Here is a 23,384-nt window from a genome sequence, read left to right as displayed (position 1 = left end):
GCCGCCTTATAGTTTACGAGCAATCTCGCGAATCTCGTATGCTTCGATCTCATCACCCACAGAGAAGTCATTGAATCCATCGAGTAAGATTCCACACTCAAAACCAGTGAGAACATCAGCCACATCGTCTTTCATACGTTTGAGGTTTTTGATTTTCCCTTCCCAAGTGATCTCACCTGTTTCGCTCGAAATGACACGAACGTGCGCTTGTTTGGTGACCTTACCGGATTTCACCATACAACCTGCGATGTTACCCACTTTGGAAATTTTGAATACATCACGAATCTCAACTTTACCGATGATGTTTTCCACTTTTTCTGGTTCGAGCATTCCTTCCATGGATGCTTTCACTTCGTTGACCACATCATAAATGATGCTGTAGTATTTGATTTCTACTTTTTCTTTCTCTGCAAGGGACACCGTTTTTGGATTTGCCCGTGTATGGAATCCAATCACAATCGCGTTCGATGCTGATGCCAAGATGATATCAGAATCCACAATGGCTCCCGTTCCCGCATGGATCACATTCAATCGAACATCAGCAGTGGAGAGTTTTTCCAATGCTTCTTTGACCGCTTCTGTAGATCCGCGAACGTCCGCTTTGATGATGACTTTGAGTTCTTTGAGGGCACCTTGTTTGATGATCTCACTCATATTGTCGAGTGTCACACGAGTGGCCGCATTTTTCGATTGGCCAAGTCGTTCGTATTCTTGACGGCTATGAGAAATGGTACGTGCTTCTTTGTCATCAATGACCACATCAAACGGAGCCCCTGCATCAGGAACTCCATCAAGGCCCGTCACAAGAGCAGGAAAAGATGGACCCGCTTCTTTGATGGAACGACCAAGATCATCATACATCGCACGAACACGACCCGCATGCACTCCCGCAACAAAGGCATCACCCACACGGAGTGTTCCGTTTTGGATGAGAACGGTTGCCACAGCACCACGACCTGGATCGAGTTTTGCTTCGACAATGGTTCCTTTTGCCTTTCGTTTCGGATTGGCTTTGTGATCGAGGAGTTCCGCTTGGATGATGAGCATCTCAAGGAGTTTATCAATTCCAATATTACTTTTTGCGGATATGTCACAGAAGATGGTAGTTCCACCCCATTCTTCTGGTTGTAAACCGTAGTTAGAAAGTTCTTGTCTCACCTTTTCTGGGTTTGCAGCTGGTAAATCAATTTTGTTTACCGCAACGATGATCGGAACTTCTGCTTCTTTGGCATGGTTGATGGCTTCAATGGTTTGAGGCATGACCCCATCATCAGCAGCCACAACTAACACAACGATGTCGGTTACTGAGGCACCACGTGCTCTCATGGAAGTAAACGCTTCGTGACCAGGTGTATCGAGGAAGGCGATTTTTCCACGTTCCGTTTCTACTTGGTAGGCACCAATATGTTGAGTGATTCCACCAGATTCCCCTTCAGCCACTCGTGAAGAACGAATGGTATCAAGGAGTTTGGTTTTACCATGGTCAACGTGACCCATAATGGTCACCACTGGAGGACGAGTGATGTAATCTTCTGGTGCATCTTTTTCTTCTTCAATGACGGTTTCATCATACAAAGAAACAATTTTCACCTTACAACCGTAATCATCCGCAAGGATGGAAGCCGTTTCGGCATCGATCACATTATTGATGGTTACCATCATCCCCATTTTCATGAGTTTGCTAATCACTTCCCCTGGTTTTAGGTTTAGTTTTTTGGCAATCTCACCCACTTGGATGTTTTCTAAAATTGAGATTTCTTTTGGAACAGCGGCTAGAGCAGCCGCCTGTGCCTTTTGTTTGCGAAAGGATTGTTTGAAAAACTTAGTATTTTCGTTTTCTTCCCTTCCACCTTTTTCTTTATCAAAGACTCTCTTTTTGGCGCCACCTGGGCCACCAGCACCTGGGAGTCCACCGGGTGCACCAAACGGAGCATCCCCTGGAGGTCTTCCGCTTCCTGGCCCACCTTGGCCAATTGGTCTTGCACCACGGTTTCCTTGGTATCCACCGGGACCACCTTGTCCTGGTCCACGATTTCCCTGGTATCCACCCGGGCCACCTTGTCCTGGTCCACGATTCCCTTGGTATCCACCCGGGCCACCTTGTCCTGGTCCACGATTCCCCTGGTATCCACCCGGGCCACCTTGTCCTGGTCCACGATTCCCTTGGTATCCACCCGGGCCACCTTGTCCTGGTCCACGATTCCCTTGGTATCCACCGCCTTGTCCTGGTCCACGGTTCCCTTGGTATCCACCACCAGTTTGGCCCTCAGGTCTTGGAGGCCGTGGGGTTGTGGGACGACTGACAATTGGATTTCGGTCTTCTTTTCTAAAATAACCTTGGTTTCCACCACCTTGTCCACCACCCGAACGGAAGTTCGGAGAAGATGTGTCACCAGAAAGGATGGATTCCGGTTTGCGGTCCATGGGAGCTTTCTCCCGATCTGGTTGTGGAAGAGGCTCCGGTTTTCGATCTGGTCGAGAAACAATTGGAGATGCTTGGGAAGGAGCCTGCGGACCGGAACCAAGTCCCTGTCTTTTTGCTTCCTCACGAATGAGTTCGTTTAAATCCTTTTTTTTGTCCGAACTAGCAGGCGAAGATTGTTTCGCCTCCGTAGCTGTCGTTTGCCCTTGGGCACCAGGACTGGATTCTTTTTTCTCATCAGAAGGGGCCGCTTTCTTTTTGATGACAAGCTTTTTCTTGGTTTTGTCACCACTGGCTCCCTGCTGGAGGGTTTCTTTTATCGATTTTTGCTCTTCCATATTATGCCTTAAAACTTAACCCTCTTCTACCCATTCGATTGACTCACGTAACAGACGTAAAATTTGTTCTGCCGTGGTTTTTCCAATTCCGGAAATTTTCGAAAGTTCTTCTTGGCTGAACTCGAGAAGGGTTTCCACGTTTTTGATCCCGCCAGCCTCAAGAAGGCCAACGATCCTTGGAGTGAGACCTGGGATTTCAGAGAGAGGAGTGAAACCGGAGTCTTCTTCTTCCTCGTCTTGTCCCGATTGGTTGTAACCATCTTCCGATTCTTCCATCGCCTCTTGTTGGGCGTTGAAGAGTCGGTCCAGTTTTTCACGTGCTTCGGGAGAAGCCAGTTCCTGGTTGTATTGAGAAACGGTTTTGATATCAATTTTGAATCCCGATAGTTGGGAGACAAGTTTTACATTGGAACCATTGATTCCAATCGCAAGCGATAAGGACTCATCGGGAACAATGACAAGGGCATCCCCTCGTTTTCTGTCCACATGCACTTCCACTGGTTTTGCCGGGGAAATCGCATTCGCAATGAAAATGCTTGGTTCATCCGAATGAAGGACGATGTCGATCCTTTCGTTTCCCAGTTCTCTGACGATGGCTTGGATCCGAACCCCTTTCATCCCCACACAAGCACCCACAGGATCCACGTCTGACTTACTTGTAGTGACAACCACCTTTGTTCTGTAAGACGGGATACGTGCAACATCTCTGATTTCAACAATGCCATCATACACTTCAGGAATTTCCATCTCGAAGAGTTTTTTGACAAAGTCGCCAGAAGCACGGGAAAGTGTGATGACAGGCATTGGTTCTCGGGGCCTTAGTTCCACTCGAGAGATAATGGCCTTCAGACGGTCACCTTGGCGGTATTTTTCACCAGGGTTTTGGTCTTTTTTCAGCATGATGCCTTCTACTTTTCCAAGGTCAATGGACATGATGTCCTTTTTCCATCGTTGGAAGTACCCGTGTGTGAGTTCTCCTTCTTTGGATTTGTATTCTTGGTAGAGTAATTCTTTTTCCATGTCTCGCAAACGTTGGAAGACCATTTGTTTGGCTTGGCTCGAAAGAACCCGAGACAAATCTTGTGGTTTTTCAAACACTCTGATTTGGCTACCCACTTCGATCTTTGGATCGATTTTCTGTGCATCTTCTAAAGACACTTCCAGAGGGTTGATTGTTTTTTCGGCTACGACGTCGCGTAACACAGAGATGATGATTTCGTTTTTATTATCGGAGCCAAATTCAACCTGGCAGCGGTCATCGGTCTCAGCTTCCAAACCAACTTTTTTGCGATAGGCAGCAAGGAGTGAGTCGCGGATGACACCGAGTACGAGTTCTCTGTCAAGGGATTTGTCCTGACAGAATTGTTGGATGGCTTCGAATAGCCCAGTTTCTTTCGTTGCTTGTTTTGTCGCCATAGTCTTAAATTTCTAAATACAAATTTCCCTTTCGTATTTCTGCGATGGGCATAGATACCGATTTTTGGTTCTTTTTGTGTCGAGTTTTACGATCGTAAAGCGTAAGCTCAACGGAATCCCCCGAAACCGGTCCCAAACGATACAATCGTTTGTCCCATTTCCCTGATTCCAGCGGCACTTCTAGTTTTACCAAAAGTCCTTGGAAACGAATTAAATCCTCCGGCAAACGTAAAACACGTTCTGCTCCCGCGGAGGAGACTTGGAGAGTGAAATCAAATTCCTCTCCCCATTGGTCCAGCTCCTCTTTGAGTCTCCTAGATACAGTCTCACAGTCTTCCAAACTAGCAGAGCCAGTTTTGTCTGTGAGATGATCCAGTTCTATCTCAATGAGGGCGTGGTTTTTCCGATTCTGTACTTGGAGCGAAAAAAGCGCTAGAGGTGGAGCGAGAACTCGTAAAATCAGTTCTCTGATGTTTTCCTCGGTATATACCAAACCATATCCAAAGATTCCAATCGGAATCTGTATAAGAGACCAAAGCTCATGCTAAAATTTAGCACGTCTCCTGACAGGCTAGGAAAAGCGAGTTGTCCTGTAAATAAAAAATTAGGGAATGGATGTTGCACCATGAGAACCCTGTACTTCAGCCTCCTTCTCTTTGTTTCCATTTCTTGCCTCCGTTTCCGAGTGGAAAACCTCAAAGAAGAAATCCTCTTTCGCATCCCCCTTGGGGCCACCAATGAAACCTTTGAAGGAGTGGTGGTGAACCAGGTCTTGACCAATGTTCCCTTAACCATCCCTACTTCCTCCAATATCTCAGCACTTCCTGACAATAAACAAGCAGTCATCAAATTGTTTGACCGGAATGGAAGATTAGATGCAACGATTGGAAACCCAGACTTCAAATCAGTTGCAGGCATCCCCCACTACCCATTCCGCTTTGGTGGGATTGGGATTGTGGCAATGAATGAAGATGGAGATCTTGTGGTCCAAAACCGAATTTCTTCCAAAGGGATGGAACTCCCTGCCGGGCAAGAGAACTTATACAAAACCTATAGTGGCGCCTTTTCGACCCAAGGGACAACCGTATTACCTTCCTTTCTTGTGCAAATCACACAAAAAGGGGTCGTGAAATTTATGTTAGGAGCTTCTGGAAAAAACTCCGAACCATTCCGTTACATTGAGTACATCTTACCTGGTGAGGGTGACAAATTATTTGTTTATCACCGCATTGCAGAAGAAATGCGACTCTCTTATTTTGAGGAAGGGGAACTCAAAGGGAATCTAAAAGAATCCGCCCTTGATGTCTTTTCTAGTTCTGACGCCAAAGAGTATGACATCACCTTAGACAAACTCCTCCCCCATCCAGAAGGGGATTATGTTCTGGGATCGTTTAGTTATGATTCCAAAAAAGACAAACGGTTTAAGTTCCGAAGGATTTATCGTTTCCATTTTGATTCCAAAGAAGTAGAATTATTAAAAGAAATCCAAGACCCTTCGGAGATTTTATTTTCCATTCGCAACAATGGAGAATTTTATATTTGGGAAACAGAAGATGGAGGGAATTCAGTCCGTCTGCAAGTCCATGACAAAGAAGGAAACCACATCAATAACAAAAGGATTCCCTTTTCCAGCCCACGTGGGCAGTGGAGGGAAACGTATACGGATGCCTTTGATACCATTTATTCTGTGAGAATTCGCTCTGGTGCACTTGAAGTGTATCGTTGGATTTAGATGAAACTCATCCCCCTTTTTACGAATCAAGAATCCAAATCCATGGATTCTTTGGCCCATACAGAACTTGGATTTAGTGAACAAAGTTTAATGGGAATGGCCGCCTTATCTGTGTTTCACGCCAATGAAGATTTATGGAAAACGGCAGAATCCATTTGGATTGTTTGTGGGAGTGGCGGAAACGGTGGTGATGGGTATGCTCTCGCTCATATACTTTTCCAAGAAGGATACCCAGTCCGAGTATTTCAAACTTCGCCAAACAAAAATGATGCTGGAAAATTTTACGAATCTCTTGTTCAGTCATCAATTGGAAAAACAGAAACGATTGGCAACTTAAACGATTTCCAAACCGCCACAGAATCAGAAGATGTGGATTCTGTTTTACTTGTCGATGCCATCCTTGGCACAGGATTCCAAAACAAAGTCTCAAAAGAAATAACCGAAGCCATTTTTACCATCAATGAATCCGAAGTCTTTTTTTATCGGCTTTCTCTGGATACGCCAAGTGGCTGGAATCCTTATGGACTGGGAAGTTCCGATACGGAAAACCAACCATTTGTTTTTGCTGATTCCATTGAAGAGTTAGGTACAAGGAAGTGGGAGAATGTGGGATACATTTATGAAAAAGACAATCTCATACCCAGATACTACGAATCCATTGGATTTCCCATTCGCACTCACCTTACAAATGCTAATTTTTCAAATCGGTATTATTTAGAAAAAGATCCGGAAAGGGCGATTCAAGTTCTCAAACGAAAGAACAAAGACCATAAATACAGTGCAGGATCTGCTTTGTTTTATGGTGGGAAAGAAGGAATGGAAGGAGCAATTTTACTATCAGAAACTGCCTTCTCTCGGTTAGGTGGAGGTATTAGTAAAATTTTCTCCCCTTCTGCAAAAATTAGCCAATATGTATTAAAAGAAGATTTATCCAAGATGGCCATGGTTTCGGATTTCCAAACCATGGAAGAAGATCCGTTTTTTTCCAAAATCAAAACCTTGGTTGTTGGGCCAGGCCTTTCCGAATTTCCGAAGGGATTGGATGGATGGAAACTTAGAGAGGGATTGGCTTGTATCTTAGATGCAGGAGCCATTCCGAACCCAGGTACAAAACTTCCCATCGGTGATAAAATCCTCCTCACACCCCATGTCGGTGAATTGAACCGTATGACAGGAAAAACCCATCACTCTGTCCAAGAAGCATATGACACACTCTTACCCTTCACGAAAGAAAACCAAGTGTATGTACTCCTCAAATCTTTTGTGAGTTTACTTGTTTGTCCCGATGGATCTTCTTATGTTTGGGAGTCTCCCAATCCAAAACTTGCTACGATGGGAACGGGTGATTTACTTTCTGGAATCCTCGCGCGCTATTTGAGTTTGGATTTGGACCTTTCTATTCCAGAAGCGGTGCAACTTTCTCTTTCCTTTCTCGACCATTCGAAAGACCTAGAAGAACCCTATCCGTCTGCTCACCAAATCTTAAAATCCTTAGTGGAGTTACTCTAATGGGAAAAGGTTACCATTCACGATCCCCCGAAGAATTCCGGGACTATTTAAAACAAATTGGTGACAAACATAAAAGGACAAGGTGGCGCCAAATTGTCCTCTTCATTGATTTGGTTTTGGTGATCCTTATTTTTTATATTGGCTTTAAGGCGTTAAATCCAGGAAATTTTCAAAATCCAACTCAATCCGACAAACAGATTGTTGATGGTTATCCGACCTATTTGAGTGTTTCGAGAGAAGAAGATCCCACTTACCAAGGTTACTTTTTATTCATCGAAAACCAAACGAAAACCAATCTCAAAGTACCAAGTCCCGAATGGAAATCAGAGTTTCGGATCAAAACGAGGAATGGAATTTTATGTTATTCAGAACCGATTGTTTGGGAAGAAAGAACCATCCCTTCCGAAGCCAACGGATTTTTATACCATTCGATTTCGAAAGAAAAATGGAAAGCCCTCATACCCGATTGTCGAAAAGAAATTTTTGATGAAGAAGCCTCTATCTTTCGCTCCAAGTTTCGGTCCCTTGACTTAGGATTTTATGCACAAGTAGTCCTCCAATCGAGTGATCGGACCTATACATTTCAGATCAAACAAAAACCATATAAATGATCAAACTTCTAGATTCACGGCAGGGTATTCTTCCATATAACTTTCATCATTCACTCCATAGTAAACAACCTTACGACTCTCGAAATCAACATCGTAACCGATCACACCTGCCTCCCATGCTGATTTGAGGAATTCAGGAAATGAACTTTTGCCTTCTTGGTCTGTGCGGAGTGCTCTGATCAAACCTTCAGAATCAAATTTTGGGATCTCATGGATTCCCATCACAATTGGGTTCCCTTGTTGGACCACAGATCCTTCCTTCATATGGTAAACCGACTGGCAAGAAGGTAAGGACCAACGATTCCTCGTAACACCCGCTAATCTCAAAACTTCTGCAAGGACTAGAAATCCACCTACCTTCGGACGTAGCGACATCGCCAATTTTTGAGCTTCTATTAATTTTGTTGTTAGGTTTGCCATACTTGATTCCTCATTCGATTGGGGTTAAATTGAGCTTGTGTGCTGTTGTTAGTTTGGAAAGAATCTTGCGAAGCTCTTCCCTTTCTTTTTGTGAAAGTACAGAAAAATAGGAAATGTCGTTTTCGTCGGCAATCTCGGAAAGCTTTGGGACAAGTTTCCTTCCTTCTTTTGTGAGTTTGATTTCTTGGTATCGGCGGTCAATTGCCGCTTCCTCTCGACTCACAAGGCCTTTTTGCAACAATCGTTCGATGAGCTTCGAAACGGCACCACGACTCAGACCCGTAAACTCCGCAACAATGCTCGGAGATGAATTTTCCTTGTATGAATACATCTCACGTAAGATGACCCATTCTGCGACTGTCACATCCCAATTGGTTAGTTTTTTTGCAAAGGAATGGGAAACGGCATTGGAAACAACTCGCAAATGATAACCAAGGTGAGATTTTAATTGGCTTGGTTCGGATGTTTTTTGTTTCGCCATAACTTTAATTTAGTTTCCTTGGAAACTATTGTCAAGTTAACTATTATGAAAATTGAAAGAAAATCAAAAGATGAAAGTGAGTCGAAAGCCACAACGGAAAGCCTTTATTACTCGAAATAGGAAATGCGAGAGGGATACGGCGGGCTTGGTCTGACTGATGTCAGACGGAAGCGAAGCAAACCCCAAAGTAGCCCGGTCCCATAAAAAAGGGGCAATGAAGTAAATGCAAATTTAGATTGATCAATTTTTATCAGTGAATCGAATGCGATTTATGAGAAAACGAACCTTTCATTCACAATGAAAACTTTATCCCAATTCTTCTTTTAACTTTTGTACAACGGCTTCTAATACAGTTACCCGTGCATGGTATTTGTCATTGGCAGGCACCAAAACCCATGGGGCTTTCGGTGAGTCAGTTTTTTGGAACATTTCATTTGCTGCCTCCTCATACAAATGCCATTTGTCACGGTTACGCCAGTCTTCTTCGGTGAGTTTCCAACGTTTCAGTGGATCGTTTTTTCTCATTTCAAATCGGGAGAGTTGTTCCTCTGAACTGATATGCAACCAAAACTTAAGAATGATGGTTCCAAAACTTTGGAGTTGTTCTTCAAATAAAAAAATCTCTTCATAGGCACGAACCCATTCTGATTCCGTTGCAAATCCTTCCACTCGTTCCACTAACACGCGTCCGTAGTATGATCGATCAAAGATTCCAATATGACCTTTTTTTGGAATTCGGTTCCAAAATCTCCAAAGGTAATGGTGTTTGATTTCTTCTTCATTAGGAGCGGAGATATTGTGCACTTCAAATAAACGTGGGTCAATTTCTGAGGTGAGTCGACGAATGGCTCCCCCCTTACCTGCCGCATCCCATCCTTCAAAGACAAACAATACAGGTTTATTTTTGGCTTTTGCCAAAAAAGTTAATTCACGGATTTTGTTTTTTAATTCTTTCATTTGGATTTGATATTCTTCGCTTGAAAGCGATTGGTGTAGATCCAATTGGTTTAAGTTTGAGATTCTAGTTCTTAAGACATTCGGTTTCATGGGATGAGTTCCATTCCGTGGTTGATTTTTTGTAAATTGGTTTTGGAATCGTAATGTAAGGTCTCTTCGAGACGTTCCAGGATGGCTTCGAAAACGAGAAGTCGCGAATCTTCCTTTTTGTCACTTGCGATGACGATCCAAGGAGAATCGATGGTTCGAGAAGAACTTAATATGGAATCAAAGATTTCAAAGTAACGTTTGTAATGTTCTCCCTGGTCTTTGTCGTAAGGGGAAAGTTCCCAATCTTTTTTCTTTTTTTTAGCTTCCTCTAAACGTTTCTTTTGTTCTTTTTTTGATAGGTGAAAGAAAAATTTATGAACAATGATTTTATCTTTCGAAAGGATACGTTCCGTATTTAATATCGACAACAATCGGTGGTCATACTCGCTCATGCTTATTTTTTTCTGAGAGCGAAGATACGCCAAACGACTGTAATATGTATTGAGATAAAAGAGAAACTCACCGTAACGAGGTAAAACCTTCCAAAAATTCCATAAAAATGGATACCCCCTGTCTTCCGATTGGTCAACGTAAGGTGAATAAACTTTGAACTTTCTTGGGTCAAGTCGTATGGTTAAGGATTGTAAGATGGAACCCTTTCCTGAAGAAGCAAACCCTTCTAAAACAAAAATATGCGCAATCTTCTGTGACGCACTCTCTCTTTGTAAAAGGAAAAATCTTTCTTGTAAACTTTCCAGATCACTGATCGAAGAACGAGGTTTTTGATTTGTTGGATGTCTTTCTAAAATCACAAACCAAAATGGTAGCGAGATTTTAAAAATCATCCACCCATTTTTTACATAGGCTTCGGAAAACCTGGTCCTGTTGCTTGGGCGATGTGTTCTATGCCAGGCGTTTGTCCTTTGAACCGAGGGATCAAATGTACATGCAGATGTGGTACTCGTTCCGCGATGGCAGTCATATAAATTTTTTCAGGGTGACTCGACTCAATGAGTTCCGTTCCTTTGTGGAGGGCTCGGCCATAGGCTTCAAATTGTTCCATCGTCAATTGGTTCCAAGATTCAATGTGGCCTTTGATTTCTAAATATAGATAACCATCCAGGTTTTGGTTTGCCTTTCTTAGGATCCAAAATTCATTTTCAAAAAGAATCTCCGAAGGATTTTTGTGGGCTTGGCAGATAGGACAGGTCATCATTCGTCCCAAAATTGCCGATACTCATGGAGATGAGAATCTATTTTTTTCTGTTCCTCGTCTTTCTTTTGATCCCAGGATCCTTCCTTTCTGCAGAAACGACTAAGGAATCTGAAGATCCATTCACCGAATTTTTATTTACCTTAACTGAAGTCGTTTTCTCTGATCCATTCCAAAAAGAAGAAATTGAAATCCGAAAGCGACTCATCGAAACAAACCAAGCTGAGATTCGAAACCTTCGCATCCGTTTAAAAACATCACTTCGACACCATTCCATTCAAAAGGAAAACATATCCAATGGATTGAAAACTGATTCCGAATGGGTGAAAGATTTGGAACAATTTGGAAATTTGGGTGGGTTATTGTGGAAAGATGATCGAGGGACAATTTTCCAATGGGGGGATTGGTCCGATTTTTATGAAGATGGATTTAGCAAAAACAAAATCCGTTTAGAAGGCCAAGTCCCGTCTTTTGTTTATGACGGTGGAACCATCTATTTTTTCCTACGAAACCCTCCTGGTTCTTTCCCCATTCATTTCGATTTTGTCGGATGGGAAACGAGATTTTATGCTTTTGGGGACGAGGGTTCACTGCGTTATACGAATGATTTTGACCTGGACCCTTCCGAACGATTGGGTGAGTTTCGTAAAAACTTTGATGCGATCCGGAAAAAAATCCCAGGATCCCAATTGTTCCAAGTGAGTGACTTAACCATTTTCCTCGTCCCTGGAAAACCAAAACCGATTTATTATGTATTTTTGTTTTTACGTTTCCTTCTTGTGATTTGGACCTTTTTACTCTTTTCATACATCGTTAAGATGAGTTTTACTTTTCCAAAAAATCATTTGCCCGAAGACAGGGTCCCCCTATCCTGACAATACATCCTGTCACCATGCCCTGGTAGTTCAACGGATAGAACATCGGTCTTCGGAACCGACAGTGGGGGTTCGATTCCCTCCTGGGGCACCAAACAAAAACTCCAAAATCAATTCCAACTAACAATAACAAATCGGGAATCGAACAGTTTTGTGAGCCAAAACTTTGCGACCCATAGGGAGCAATGTTTTGGATAAGCCGACCTGGATGGGAGGCGACGAACAAAACCGTGCCTCGGAGCGCAGGCATCACAGGATGTGATTGCAGCGGAGAGGGCGATTCCCTCCTTTAGGCACCAAACAAAAATTCCAAAATCAATTCCAACTAACAATAACAAATCGGGAATCGAACAGTTTTGTGATCAGAAATGTGAACGACCCATAGGGAGCGAACATTTCTGTCCCGTAGCCTGGATGGGAGGCGACGAACAAAACCAGGCGAAGCCGTGCCTCGGAGCGAAAGGCATCACAGGATGTGATGGCAGCGGAGAGGGCGATTCCCTCCTTTAAGTCCTTTGAAATCTGTTTTAAACAAGGTTCGAAATTCTCATCTACTATCCGAACTTTCAATTGGCTTACAGACCTTTGACCAAAAACCATAAAGTGATTTTCGTTTAAAACTTTCTTTGCCTGTCAACGTTTCATCATAACTCTTGTATTCCTCAAATTCGCTTAATAATCGATTGAAGGTTGCTCTAAGATTTGACTCGTTTGGATTTTGAGTAACAAAGTGTGAAAAGATCCAACCACCTTTTTCTCCTTCCATCCAATAACCTATATATTTTCCCTCAAATATTTCTTCTTTGGTTAGTATGTTTTTTATGGAAAAAGGGACTCCAAATTGTAGGTATTTAATTGCATGACTGTTTTCTTTTGGTGATTCTCGAAGAATGAAACCTAAAGGAACATTGATATATACTTTTTGGCCAACATGGAAATCAATTGTCGTATTGATCTTCTCCCCTTCTTTGGGAATCGGTATAAACAAACAATGGAGCTGCGAAAATAAAATGAATAGGAGTATGAACGAATGGCTGAGAGTTTTATCAATTTGACAGAAAAATTTCATATGCATGTTTAATCGCAATTTGTAAACATTGCAATTCCACTTCTTTCTCCTAAGCGAAAGAGATAGGCATTTTCTCTTAAATGATCTTTTTTAATATGATCCCAAGTCGGAGGAACGATCCAGTTTCCTTTATTTCCCAATAACCCGAATTTTCCATTTTGACTTACAATTGTTATTCCATTCGAAATGGACTCATAGCTATCTAACATAGGTTCTACAACCCAATCCCCCTTCTCATTTTGATACCCATAGAACGAGCCTTGTTTACGCCAGAAAATTCCTCCACTCAAACTGCCAAATTGATGGTCGGGAAATCTTAAGACAGGTTTTCCTTGGCGGTCTATCAATTCCCATTTTCCATCTCTGGAAATTTTGGCATGTCCCTCCGAAATACCTTCAGCATAATCCAAAGTCATAGAAATGATTTCTTTTCCGCCACTTTCAAAATATCCAAATTTGCCAGTTTTTGGATTTTGAACCAAACAAATGCCTTCATCACACGAATACACATGGCCCGGGAGAAAGGAAGAGATGGCCAAGCCATCAACATCATACAAGGCCGATTTGCCATTCTGATACAAAACGTATTGTTTTGAAATTTGATTGTATTGAATTTTATCATACACTATCGGAACAAAAAATCGTTCATCAAAAGAAATCATTCCGTATTTTCCATCTTTTGAAATGATATAATCTCCAGTGATATCCTCTACTTCTTTTGCTGAATCGACCTCGACCCATTTTTCTTTCCCTAACTTAACAAAGTAACGTAAAGTTTTGGTATGGAGCTGAATGTATGTTCTTGTATTAAAAATCGAACAATTTTCATAAGCTTGATTTTCATTGCTAGGGTATCGGATGATTTCTTTTCCATCACTTGCAAACAGAACGCATTCGTTGGTGTCTTTAGTTCTTCTTCGTCCAATTGATTTGTAAATTGGTGAAACATAGCCATACTCTATGGGAACCACTACCTTCCCTGATTCATCAATGTATCCCCATTGATCATTCAACTGAACTGCCGCAAGTCCATCTGAAAAATTGGAAATGGATTCATATTTCGGTGATACAATGACTTTTGCATTCTGATCCAAAACTCCCCAATTACTATCCTTTTGGTACAATAAAAATCCATTTTTACTGATGTTTCGTATGGTATCGCCGTTAGCCATATTTTGTCTTATCATGAGGAGTAAATTTCCTTCACGATCATATATGTATTTATCTTCCCCTTTCACAGCAATGATAGGTGCCGATTCATATAATCCTAAATGAATTTCATCGAAATGATTGAGAACAATTGAATGCCCTTCCAAATTGATTACGCCGAATCCCTTATTGTCTTTAATTCTAATCAGTTTTCCAGAGATATAAATTTGTGAAGGTTCAAAAGAATTTGGCATTTTCAAAATCTTCTGATAGGGAATTCGAAATATACTGAGAGTATTCTCTTTTACATTTTCAGAATAAAAAATACCATTAGAAATGATATGATAACGACCTTCTATTGGAGGGTAAATCTCCTTTGTTTTCAAATTAATTAAGATTGATTTGACCCCATTGCTAATTGAGTAACTCAAATACAATGGATCTTTACTAAACAAAAGTTCTTGATTTGGACTTAATAATAAATTGGAGACTCGTGGATTACGTGACGTAAAGTAACGTAACTCTTGATTGGAATCAAAATCCAATTTCTCTTCTTTATAGGATGCTTCACAACCAACGGGATCCCAAAATTTAGATACCGTTTCGCAACCCAAACAAAGAATGACGGTGAACAAAGATATGATGGTTTTCAATTCAATTTGCATTGGGACATTTACTCTACCAAAAATATTATTTTTTCTGAATGGTCGAATTTTTTTCATATTCGACGATTCGATTCCAAGGTGTCAATAGATGAAAACGGGAATAGGGAATTTCTGTTGTAAAATAATAGTCACTCGTCACTTCTCCCTCAAATACCCGAACTTCATGGACTGTTAATACTAAAGAATCTTTTCCGAATACAAACTTTTCGATCTTACTTTGGTCTTCCCATTCGATCGGCGAGATATCAAAATGTAAGGATCCTTTCTCATCTACATTGACATGAATGATTCGATTGGATTCGAAGTACCCTCCTCCCCACTCCGCTATTTCTATTAATATACGTTTTGCTGTCATATTGGGAGGATAACAATGGTTAGGATTTTTTTCAAGATGGATCGAATCGATGTATCCTTCACCTCCATCAAATTTTATTTTCTTCCAAGAAACTTCGGTTTGATTCCAGTTCGTTTTGAATTCTTCGGTTTTTACTTTTGCATTCAAAGGAAGATGGGCAATGATCTCACTCTCTTGTGTTAGTTCTTTTCGAATATCAGATCCATTTTTCTCGGAAATAAAATACTCTCCTTTCTGCCTTTGCACTAAACAAGTATCTAAAATTTTGATCGGGAAATCTTTGCAGTCTTCTACCGATTTTAATTCTTTCCCGTTGTATTTCTTTTTTCGCCAAATCCTTCCAAAGGGAAACGAAATTTGATTCTGAACATCGACGATGAATTGAATTTCCTGGGAAGGTGTTTGCATTGAAATCTTTTGTAAAACTTCATTGGGTTTGTACTGATTGATTTCTAATTGACTTCTGAACGGATATGTAAATGTTTCTTTTTCAATGGGAAGGTATATCTTGATGAGATTTGTGTTCAGATCAAATTTCATGCAACCAAACGTACCCACTCCTGCATCACTTACGAAATTTTTTCCTAAGAATTTTACACGATCGGGCCAGTCCGTGAAATTGGAAGGATCCCAGCCAATTGCGGCTAAATTAGCATCCCCCGTCATATGAAAAAAATACATCCCATTGATGTTTGCACTATCAGGCTTTTTGAAATCGGAACCATTTGTTCCCTCTGTTTCCGATCTTTTGGAACAAGAGAACAAAACGCATAGAAACACAATTAAGATAGAAATGAATGTTCTATGGATCGTTTGTTTGAGTGTCATACTCAAACTACAGTATAAATTCAATTTGGTAACGTCAAATGTTTCTCGATTCACAGAATCACTCACCATACATAACAAAAGAAATAGTATAAGAATTTCACAGCCCATAGAATTGGCTACCATAACGCTTGTACAAAAAATGTATTTATATTATTATATTCTAATATTTTTATATTATAATATTTACATGTATATTTGTTACATCATAATACTCACTCTTCGATTCATCAAGGTAACCCTTTTTAATATCTTAGAATTAATCAATATGCCAAAAATGATCCCAAAAAATCATTGGGAGCAAATTGAATCGTTTTTTTTCAGTCTTCCTTCTCCCCCACGAGTCCCACAAACCCAGCTTCCTTAAAAAAAAGAGTCCAAAAATTGAGTGAGTGCTCACTTTTTTCATTGACAGAGGGTGCAAATCGTCCAGTTTCCTCCTCTTATGAGATATAAAGGGAGAATCGTATGGTAAAACGACTGATGGCGGTTTTTGTGATTTCCACGGTGGTTCTTTTGGGAAACCTCTATGGACAGGAAGCCATTCCCGAACCTGGCTGTATCAAGGACCCTCCTCCGAAAAACCTTCCCTTTCCCATGGACGTGTCCAAACAACTTTGTAAGAAGGACATTGAAGACAAAAATGACGGTTGGTACCCAACGGGATTACCACTCATCAATTCGGATCCCAATGAAGGGATTGGTTACGGCGCAAGAGCCTATATCTACAATAACGGTCCCAAAACAGATCCTTTGTTTTATTATACGCCTTACCGAATGCGACTCTTTGCTCAGTATTTTAATACGAATAAAAATGCGCAGTACCACCAAATCAGTTTGGATATGCCGTTTATAAAGGATACCGAATGGAGAATTAGGGCTGATGCATTTCTCACCATTACACCCACAACTTTGTATTTTGGAATTGGTGAATCGAGCATGAATCCTCTTTCCTACTTAGATCGAAACCAACCATTCAATCGACAAGTAAGGAATGCCAGTTTTATTGACCAAGAAACAAATCTCACATTCTACAGACCTGGCACAAGTTCTGATCCATTCCAAATCGGTGGAAAAACATTGTCTGGAATTCCACAAACTCCCGGTTATGTGGTGACAGACAAAATGTACAATCGATATACGATTGAAACTCCAATGGCAACTGTGAGCGCAGAAAGATCATTTGTTGGCGGAACAGTTAGACTCGTTTCTGGTTTGAAATTTTCGAACAATATCATTCGAACCTATGATGGAAAGATGGTGAGAGGTGTGGATCCAACTTTTGACCAATTGACAGCAGATGTTCCCAATGGAAAAACACGATTAACAGAAGACCATGAAGCAAAAAAAATCATAGGTTACCAAGGTGGCTATGTAAACGCAGTACGGCTTGGGATCGTTTATGATACAAGGGACTTTGAACCTGACCCCAATTCCGGAATTTTTGCTGAGGTCACCTATGAAAAACATGACAAAGCCATGGGTTCAAACTATCAGTTTCAAAAATACTTTGCACAAACTAAATTGTTTTGGAGCCCCTTTCCAAAGTTAGTTGATAAATTAGTGATTGCCAATCGTTTTGGACTCGGAGTGACGGAAGGTGAATCCCCATTTTTTGAATATCGAAATATGTGGGGAACAGAAGGACTTGTTGGAGGACTTGGTGGACTTAGAACTCTACGGGGATACAAACAAGATCGTTTTGTAGGCCGTGCCATGGGATGGGGCAATTCGGAAATCCGATGGAAATTTGCAGAAGCAAAAATTGGATCGGAATTTTTCGCCTTCAATATTGTACCATTTTTTGATTATGGTCGAGTTTGGGACGATGAACATAAAATTAACTTAAAGAACTATTTTTATTCTCGAGGGATTGGTCTACGGATTGCTTGGAACCAAGCCACCATCATTATGATCGATTACGCAAAATCGAGAGAAGACGAACAAGTTTTTGTCAATTTTAGTCATGTCTTCTAAATCTTAAAAAAATCAATCGTCTTTCTTAAGTTCGATGCTTTTGCAGACAAAGCGGCACAAAGTTTATCGATATCATTGACAAATTGATTTAAGTATTCTGTCCCTTCCGTAATGGTTGCGATACTCTTTGCCAGTTCTTCTGAGGTGCTTGCTTGTTCACTCGTATTGTGTTCAATCTCCATTGCAGATATGGTTAACTTTTCAAAACTCTCCTTTACATGTTTCACGAGTTCCAATTGTTTTTTCGTCATATCACTAGACTGTTTGATGAGATCGATTGTGGTGTGTACAGACATTCCGATTTGAGTGAAGGTTTTTTCTGTATTGGAGACGGCCAACCTGCCCGATTTGGTTGAGCTTGATGCCTTGGAAACTGCTTCTAAAATTCGTTTTGTATTGGAGAGAGTTTGTTCTCCCAATTTGGAAATTTCACTGGCAACCACCGCAAAACCACGCCCTGCATCCCCTGCCCTTGCCGCTTCAATCGATGCATTGAGAGACAGAAGTCCAATTTTATCGGAAATTTCACCTATCACTTGTATGACGTTTGATGTATGGTCAACACTTGATTCAATTTCAGACATTGCGTCAAGTGTCGATTGTAATGCCGTTTGACCCAATTTTGTTTCTTCTTCCATTTGTTTGGTTTCTGATTCTGTTAAATTCATGATGTCATGAACAGAAACAATCGAGGATTCCATTCCTAAAACTAAGTCTTTTGCTTCCTTTGTGATATCATTTTGTTTTTTGGCTCCAAAAGCCGTAGAACGAATGCTAGCTGACATTTCTTCTACACCCGCAGACATTTCTTCCGAAGAGGAGGCTTGTTCCATCATCGCTTGTGTTAACCCTTGCGTTTGAGTGGCAATCACTTTCGAATCCGCATTCACTCTGTCCGATTCTTCTATCACAACCGAAGTGATTTTACGGATACTATCAATAAAGGAATTTAGAGATATAGAACCATGTCCTAGTTCATCAGAAGATATGATAGGGACTGATTCACGCAAATCCCCACTGGCCAATGCCTTATACCGATTGGTCATTTGGATGGTGTTAAATTTCATTGCTTTGACAAATAAGGAAGTCAGGACAAATATATTGACGGTGATAAAAACTGCCATGAGAACAAGTGTGAGTTCCGCATTTTGTAATTGGACAAATTGGGTCACTTGCGCTAGTAATAGATACCCTAAGGCAGTCAATGTCATACTAAACACAGCTGACATCGTAAAAAAGATCCGCGCATAAATTCCCACTTTGGGAATTGTTTCTTCTTTTAAGGTTAAGTCCTTTAATGCAGGAGTGATGAGAACCTCAGAAACCATAAGTTCAGTGAGAAAAAAATGAGACACACCTAACACTGGATATATGAGTAAAGGAAGGATGGCATAGGGTAGCGCTTCCACAATGGTGGGTGTAAAAAACCGAAATGTAACAAAGGCGGCAAATGGAATTCCGAACGTCCATTGGATTAAAAAGTATCCTAAGTTTGATTTCGGAAATTCCAATAACCTCAGTTTGATTTTTTGTTTTTCTTCAAGTGATAGTTTTTGAAAACTTTCAGGGATTGTTTTGGAGAGTAATGTTTTGAATCGAATGAATCGAATTGCGGGTAAGATGTAAGACGTCACAAGGGCAATGGTCGCACCAAGGATGACAAGGAGAGATTTATCAAATGAATACACTCCTGCTATGATGATGAATAACACAGCGGTTGGGACAGCTAATACCGCTGTCAATAACTCAAGTCCGAGAGTCAACCGCCAACACAATGATTTGATTTTGGCTTCGTTCATTCCGCTTTTTCCTTGTTCTGGACAATCTAGAAAAAGGAAATTCTAGTATAGTATTATTTTGAAGTGCGAGTATAAACACCATCCCAGTCGACAGGTGGCGGGTTTTGGAAAAGCATTTGGCAACGTTTGATGAGTAAATGGCTACTCACATCTTCTTTCTCTAAAATTTTAGAAACATTCTTAAAGTGTTCGATCGCTCCTTCCCAATTTCGTTTCAAATAAAGAGAAAATCCAGATTCATATTCCTTTTCTGCTTTTAACATTTGTGACGAAACATCTTTTTGAAATGATTCTAAACTATAGATCTTTACTGGCGCTTCTTTCCCTTTGACGCGAATCCAATCTAAGAAACGAAAATGGAATTCTTCTTTGCATGAGGACTGAATGCTTTCTGAAACCAAAATCGAAACTCCATAATCTTTGGCTGCGGCTTCTAACCTGGCGGCTAAATTGACGGTATCACCCATCATGGTGTAGGATGCCAAACTATCCGTTCCCATAAATCCAACCTTGGCTTGTCCACAATTGAGTCCAATGCGAAACACCATCGCACGGGCAAGTGGAGTGTAATCACCACGGCGGTTCCATTCCACTCTTAAATGTTCAAGCTCGGTCACCATTTCCAATGCTGTTTTGCAAGCAAGTTTTGGATGTTCTTTGTTTTGGATGGGGGCACTGAATATTCCCACAATGGCATCACCAATGTATTTATCCAAAGTACCTGCATTGGTTTTTAAAACCTTTGTCATTGCAGATAAGTATTCATTCAGTAATTTGGCAAGGTCTGTCGCACTTAACTCTTCGCTGATGGAGGAAAAACCAGCAACGTCTGAAAAAAAGGCTGTGATTTCCCATTCCCCACCTTGTTTTAGGGACTCCATATTTTCTAGAGCCACACTGACAACTTCAGGATCGACTAAGTTCCGTAAGATGTGATTGAATTTTCTTTTTTCCCTTCCTTCCGTGTATGTCAAATAGGCAAAACCTAATAGATAAGAAATGGGGAAACCTAACACAAAGGAATAGGTAGACAAAACTAAATCCATTCGGTACAGAAAATAAAAGGAACCAACGAATAATGAAATCGCAACGATTGGATATAGGTTTTTCAAAAGATGCCATTGGTTGATGAAAAGAACAAGGACACCAATCAGTAGAACCAGAATGGTAAAAATAATCCCATACGATTCTGGTAATTCCTTTAATAGATGACCCTCCCTTAGATTAGAAGCAAATACTGCCTGAGCGATCACTCCAGGAAACAAACCATGAGGGGTGACAACATCATCATGAGTGGAAGCCGCAGATGTCCCAATGAGAACAATTTTATCTTCAAATAATTGGGGAGGAACAAGTAAGGAATTCGGATCTTCCACTTCGCCTGTATTCAATTTCTCCAATGAATCAATGATCCCTGCTGCCGAATAACGAGGAATATTACGCAATTCTTCTTCTGTATAAAAGTAGGCCCGAACAAGTCCGTCCTTACCCACAGGCACATGCCGACGAAGATCATCTTTGATCAGATAAAAATCCGATTCTTGGGTTAAGGTATCGTATCTTTCTCCAAGTGCAAAGGCTTGCATGGCAAGAGTAGGAAAGTATAAACCATTCCATCTCACAAAAGGAGAAAATCTTCGAAGGATTCCATCTCCATCGGCTATCACGTTGACCACATGGATCATGGGAGCTGTTTCTCCAATTTGGCCGATAGGAAAGGCAACATTCTCATAGTTCGGAAAAGGGATACTTGTCTCTAGTTTGACACTGAATTTTTCGCTGATGGATTGCATTCCTTTTCTTGGGATGACGATCCCTCCATTCCGAAAATTTGCTGCATGAGAAATTCCCCCCAAACTTTCATTTGCTGAAACAATTGCATCATCATAATCGGAACGTTCTGTAAACATGATGTCGATGATAGTGATCTTTGGTGGTGTGAGAAGTTTGGTATAACCAATGAGTGTTGGATAAATATGACGTTTCCAAGGCCATTGTCCAAGCTCTGGATGGTCGGCATATTTTGCGATACTTTGTTCATCGATGTCGATGATGACGATGTCTTTTGAAAAAAAATGGTGAGTGGGTAGTAGATGAAAAAAAACATCCGATAGTTTACGATCTAAGGTAGTTGAAAATCGAAAAAAAGAAAGGAAAGTTGTGATCAGCGTGGGGATCACGACCATTAGAAAGATTGGAATTAGAATTTTATTTTGTTTCATTTGCCGATTTTATTTTTATATTCGCTCCAACGATCCACAACAAAAGGAGTTCCCTCCGTTGGTACAGAAGATTCAATAAACACTAGTTTTGCGATGCGAAGATTAGTTTCAGGATGCGTTTTTTTTAAAGTTTCTGTTCCATCTAATTTGGACATTGTATTCAAATAACTGGATAATCCTAAAGGAGAATACCCAACTTGTGAGACAAGTCCCACTGCCGCTTCATCTGCTTCTAATTCTAATTTTGCATCTCGCCCTGTTTCAAAAAATTGTTTTTCCATCTCGGTGATGGCAGTTGCCATCGCAGTGTTGACTACTTCGCTTCCAGGAGGAGAGAGAAGTCCAGAAAGGATGTCCACAAATACATTCGATTCTTTAAATTCTCCATTATGGAATAAAATTACGTGACCCATTTCATGGGCAATGATACCCGCAAGTTCTGCTTCCGTTTGGATCTTTTTTAATGTGCCTGTGGTCAAAAACAAATACCCACCCGGGCAAGAGAAGGCATTGATTTCATTGGATTCAATGACGCCCACGCGAAATTCCAAATCTTTCCTAGAAGAAGCGGAACCCAACCGAAACGCGATGGAGTTTAAATAACGGGTGAATTCTAAATCCCGGACCAAATTGTATTTTTTTAATAACCTTGCCGCAAGAGAACGACCCATTTTCACTTCTGCTTTCGTCTCAGCTAACACTGGTAATCCTGGGCTCATCCAAAACATTGGTGATTGCTTTTCTGTTACAGAAACACTGGGCGAATTTTTTTCTTCTTTGGAGAATGGACTTTCTTGATTCAAAGGAACAGACTCTAACCAACGTAAGGATTCAAAATCATATAAATCCCCTTCCCCTCTCACTCGCATTTTTTGCGTTTCAGAAAGTCCCCGAGCTGCCGCTGTTTTTGTAAAATCGGATGCCCTTTGCCTTGCCACCACTGCTTCCGAAGAATTGGATGTGATCCCAAGTTTCATCTGGTTCCCTGGAGGGAGAGGTGATACAAATAACTTGGACACCCAACCTGTTTTCTCTTCCACTCTGACTTGGACAAAAAGACCTTGTTCGGTGATGGGTGTTAGTACTTCTCCTATTTTTAACCCACTCCCTTCCGCATTTAATTTTGGTTGGGTGAGTAACTTTGCTTTGTTGCTTTGTACATACACATTTCCTTTCGCAAGGAGTGAAATCCCAAGGAATAATAATAGATAAGTGAATGTCTTCAATCGCATTTCCATTGAATCTGTGTGTGATTCAAACTTTGGAAACTCTTTTTTTAATTTTGACTTTCGAATTGACAATCCAAGTCGTACCATTCT

General features: G+C 40.9%; 19 protein-coding genes and 1 tRNA gene. 6 read left to right on the top strand and 14 right to left on the bottom strand.

What is annotated here, in order from left to right:
* Positions 1-6 precede the first annotated feature (6 nt).
* From infB to rimP, 3 genes are read right to left on the bottom strand one after another with little or no spacing between them, the layout of a single operon-like run.
* Positions 7-2,760 (bottom strand): translation initiation factor IF-2, encoded by a 2,754-nt coding sequence (gene infB / locus LEPBI_RS07505; protein WP_012388511.1) that lies wholly within the window; start codon positions 2,758-2,760, stop codon positions 7-9.
* 15 nt (positions 2,761-2,775) lie between these two features.
* The gene (gene nusA / locus LEPBI_RS07500) at positions 2,776-4,176 is read right to left on the bottom strand and encodes a transcription termination factor NusA (RefSeq protein WP_012388510.1); all 1,401 of its coding nucleotides are present in this window, start codon (positions 4,174-4,176) and stop codon (positions 2,776-2,778) included.
* A gap of 4 nt (positions 4,177-4,180) precedes the next feature.
* On the bottom strand, positions 4,181-4,669 hold the full coding sequence (rimP, locus tag LEPBI_RS07495; protein ID WP_012388509.1) for a ribosome maturation factor RimP: 489 nt from the start codon (positions 4,667-4,669) through the stop codon (positions 4,181-4,183).
* Between the two features lie 132 nt (positions 4,670-4,801).
* On the opposite strand from rimP, the gene LEPBI_RS07490 reads away from it, so the two are divergent.
* The 3 genes from LEPBI_RS07490 to LEPBI_RS07480 are packed head-to-tail and all read left to right on the top strand — an operon-like array spanning position 4,802 to position 8,028.
* Positions 4,802-5,908 (top strand): LIC_12708 family protein, encoded by a 1,107-nt coding sequence (locus LEPBI_RS07490; protein WP_012388508.1) that lies wholly within the window; start codon positions 4,802-4,804, stop codon positions 5,906-5,908.
* Entirely contained in the window at positions 5,909-7,417 is a 1,509-nt protein-coding gene (locus tag LEPBI_RS07485) for an NAD(P)H-hydrate epimerase (RefSeq protein ID WP_012388507.1), read from the top strand.
* Entirely contained in the window at positions 7,417-8,028 is a 612-nt protein-coding gene (locus LEPBI_RS07480) for a hypothetical protein (RefSeq protein WP_012388506.1), read from the top strand. Before LEPBI_RS07485 ends, LEPBI_RS07480 begins: the two co-directional genes overlap by 1 nt.
* Here LEPBI_RS07480 and LEPBI_RS07475 read toward each other — a convergent pair whose 3' ends face one another.
* The 5 genes from LEPBI_RS07475 to LEPBI_RS07455 all read right to left on the bottom strand — a co-directional run bounded on the left by LEPBI_RS07475 (position 8,029) and on the right by LEPBI_RS07455 (position 11,129).
* A complete protein-coding gene (locus LEPBI_RS07475) occupies positions 8,029-8,448 on the bottom strand; it encodes a DUF1398 domain-containing protein (protein WP_012388505.1) in 420 nt (139 codons plus the stop codon). It lies immediately after the preceding gene.
* A gap of 10 nt (positions 8,449-8,458) precedes the next feature.
* On the bottom strand, positions 8,459-8,929 hold the full coding sequence (locus tag LEPBI_RS07470) for a MarR family winged helix-turn-helix transcriptional regulator (RefSeq protein WP_012388504.1): 471 nt from the start codon (positions 8,927-8,929) through the stop codon (positions 8,459-8,461).
* Positions 8,930-9,235: 306 nt separating this feature from the next.
* Positions 9,236-9,976, bottom strand: coding sequence for a UDP-galactose-lipid carrier transferase (locus tag LEPBI_RS07465; RefSeq protein ID WP_012388503.1), 741 nt, complete (start codon positions 9,974-9,976; stop codon positions 9,236-9,238).
* On the bottom strand, positions 9,973-10,761 hold the full coding sequence (locus tag LEPBI_RS07460; RefSeq protein WP_012388502.1) for a polyphosphate kinase 2 family protein: 789 nt from the start codon (positions 10,759-10,761) through the stop codon (positions 9,973-9,975). Before LEPBI_RS07460 ends, LEPBI_RS07465 begins: the two co-directional genes overlap by 4 nt.
* A gap of 11 nt (positions 10,762-10,772) precedes the next feature.
* Positions 10,773-11,129 (bottom strand): HIT family protein, encoded by a 357-nt coding sequence (locus tag LEPBI_RS07455; protein ID WP_012476251.1) that lies wholly within the window; start codon positions 11,127-11,129, stop codon positions 10,773-10,775.
* Between the two features lie 26 nt (positions 11,130-11,155).
* Between LEPBI_RS07455 and LEPBI_RS07450 the strand changes: the two genes are divergently transcribed.
* Both LEPBI_RS07450 and LEPBI_RS07445 read left to right on the top strand, forming a co-directional pair.
* Complete coding sequence (locus tag LEPBI_RS07450) at positions 11,156-12,004, top strand: hypothetical protein (RefSeq protein WP_012476250.1); 849 nt, start codon at positions 11,156-11,158, stop codon at positions 12,002-12,004.
* Positions 12,005-12,023: 19 nt separating this feature from the next.
* Positions 12,024-12,098, top strand: a tRNA-Arg gene (locus tag LEPBI_RS07445).
* Between the two features lie 453 nt (positions 12,099-12,551).
* Here LEPBI_RS07445 and LEPBI_RS07435 read toward each other — a convergent pair.
* The 3 genes from LEPBI_RS07435 to LEPBI_RS07425 are packed head-to-tail and all read right to left on the bottom strand — an operon-like array spanning position 12,552 to position 16,178.
* The gene (locus LEPBI_RS07435) at positions 12,552-13,073 is read right to left on the bottom strand and encodes a hypothetical protein (RefSeq protein ID WP_226992908.1); all 522 of its coding nucleotides are present in this window, start codon (positions 13,071-13,073) and stop codon (positions 12,552-12,554) included.
* 8 nt (positions 13,074-13,081) lie between these two features.
* On the bottom strand, positions 13,082-14,944 hold the full coding sequence (locus tag LEPBI_RS07430; protein ID WP_226992907.1) for a WG repeat-containing protein: 1,863 nt from the start codon (positions 14,942-14,944) through the stop codon (positions 13,082-13,084).
* On the bottom strand, positions 14,913-16,178 hold the full coding sequence (locus LEPBI_RS07425) for a hypothetical protein (RefSeq protein WP_143711312.1): 1,266 nt from the start codon (positions 16,176-16,178) through the stop codon (positions 14,913-14,915). The genes LEPBI_RS07430 and LEPBI_RS07425 overlap by 32 nt, the downstream gene beginning before the upstream one ends.
* A gap of 357 nt (positions 16,179-16,535) precedes the next feature.
* Here LEPBI_RS07425 and omp85 point away from each other — a divergent pair, with 357 nt between their 5' ends.
* The gene (omp85, locus tag LEPBI_RS07420) at positions 16,536-18,044 is read left to right on the top strand and encodes an Omp85 family outer membrane protein (protein ID WP_012388496.1); all 1,509 of its coding nucleotides are present in this window, start codon (positions 16,536-16,538) and stop codon (positions 18,042-18,044) included.
* Here omp85 and LEPBI_RS07415 read toward each other — a convergent pair.
* From LEPBI_RS07415 to LEPBI_RS07405, 3 genes are read right to left on the bottom strand one after another with little or no spacing between them, the layout of a single operon-like run.
* Positions 18,041-19,843, bottom strand: coding sequence for a methyl-accepting chemotaxis protein (locus LEPBI_RS07415; RefSeq protein ID WP_012388495.1), 1,803 nt, complete (start codon positions 19,841-19,843; stop codon positions 18,041-18,043). The genes omp85 and LEPBI_RS07415 overlap by 4 nt on opposite strands.
* 53 nt (positions 19,844-19,896) lie before the next feature.
* Entirely contained in the window at positions 19,897-22,065 is a 2,169-nt protein-coding gene (locus LEPBI_RS07410) for an adenylate/guanylate cyclase domain-containing protein (RefSeq protein WP_012388494.1), read from the bottom strand.
* Entirely contained in the window at positions 22,062-23,297 is a 1,236-nt protein-coding gene (locus LEPBI_RS07405; RefSeq protein ID WP_041769991.1) for a M48 family metalloprotease, read from the bottom strand. Before LEPBI_RS07405 ends, LEPBI_RS07410 begins: the two co-directional genes overlap by 4 nt.
* Positions 23,298-23,384: the final 87 nt, after the last annotated feature.

This window comes from Leptospira biflexa serovar Patoc strain 'Patoc 1 (Paris)' (assembly GCF_000017685.1).
GTDB classification, from domain to species: Bacteria; Spirochaetota; Leptospiria; order Leptospirales; family Leptospiraceae; genus Leptospira_A; species Leptospira_A biflexa.
This window is presented reverse-complemented; position numbering and strand designations above follow the sequence as displayed.

Coding starts and splice junctions, on each gene's coding strand:
- infB (WP_012388511.1), bottom strand. CDS start 2,760: ATGGAAGAGCAAAAATCGATAAAAGAAACCCTCCAGCAGGGAGCCAGT.
- nusA (WP_012388510.1), bottom strand. CDS start 4,176: ATGGCGACAAAACAAGCAACGAAAGAAACTGGGCTATTCGAAGCCATC.
- LEPBI_RS07490 (WP_012388508.1), top strand. CDS start 4,802: ATGAGAACCCTGTACTTCAGCCTCCTTCTCTTTGTTTCCATTTCTTGC.
- LEPBI_RS07485 (WP_012388507.1), top strand. CDS start 5,909: ATGAAACTCATCCCCCTTTTTACGAATCAAGAATCCAAATCCATGGAT.
- LEPBI_RS07480 (WP_012388506.1), top strand. CDS start 7,417: ATGGGAAAAGGTTACCATTCACGATCCCCCGAAGAATTCCGGGACTAT.
- LEPBI_RS07475 (WP_012388505.1), bottom strand. CDS start 8,448: ATGGCAAACCTAACAACAAAATTAATAGAAGCTCAAAAATTGGCGATG.
- LEPBI_RS07470 (WP_012388504.1), bottom strand. CDS start 8,929: ATGGCGAAACAAAAAACATCCGAACCAAGCCAATTAAAATCTCACCTT.
- LEPBI_RS07465 (WP_012388503.1), bottom strand. CDS start 9,976: ATGAAACCGAATGTCTTAAGAACTAGAATCTCAAACTTAAACCAATTG.
- LEPBI_RS07460 (WP_012388502.1), bottom strand. CDS start 10,761: ATGATTTTTAAAATCTCGCTACCATTTTGGTTTGTGATTTTAGAAAGA.
- LEPBI_RS07455 (WP_012476251.1), bottom strand. CDS start 11,129: ATGACCTGTCCTATCTGCCAAGCCCACAAAAATCCTTCGGAGATTCTT.
- LEPBI_RS07450 (WP_012476250.1), top strand. CDS start 11,156: ATGGAGATGAGAATCTATTTTTTTCTGTTCCTCGTCTTTCTTTTGATC.
- LEPBI_RS07435 (WP_226992908.1), bottom strand. CDS start 13,073: ATGAAATTTTTCTGTCAAATTGATAAAACTCTCAGCCATTCGTTCATA.
- LEPBI_RS07430 (WP_226992907.1), bottom strand. CDS start 14,944: ATGAAAAAAATTCGACCATTCAGAAAAAATAATATTTTTGGTAGAGTA.
- LEPBI_RS07425 (WP_143711312.1), bottom strand. CDS start 16,178: ATGGGCTGTGAAATTCTTATACTATTTCTTTTGTTATGTATGGTGAGT.
- omp85 (WP_012388496.1), top strand. CDS start 16,536: ATGGTAAAACGACTGATGGCGGTTTTTGTGATTTCCACGGTGGTTCTT.
- LEPBI_RS07415 (WP_012388495.1), bottom strand. CDS start 19,843: ATGAACGAAGCCAAAATCAAATCATTGTGTTGGCGGTTGACTCTCGGA.
- LEPBI_RS07410 (WP_012388494.1), bottom strand. CDS start 22,065: ATGAAACAAAATAAAATTCTAATTCCAATCTTTCTAATGGTCGTGATC.
- LEPBI_RS07405 (WP_041769991.1), bottom strand. CDS start 23,297: ATGCGATTGAAGACATTCACTTATCTATTATTATTCCTTGGGATTTCA.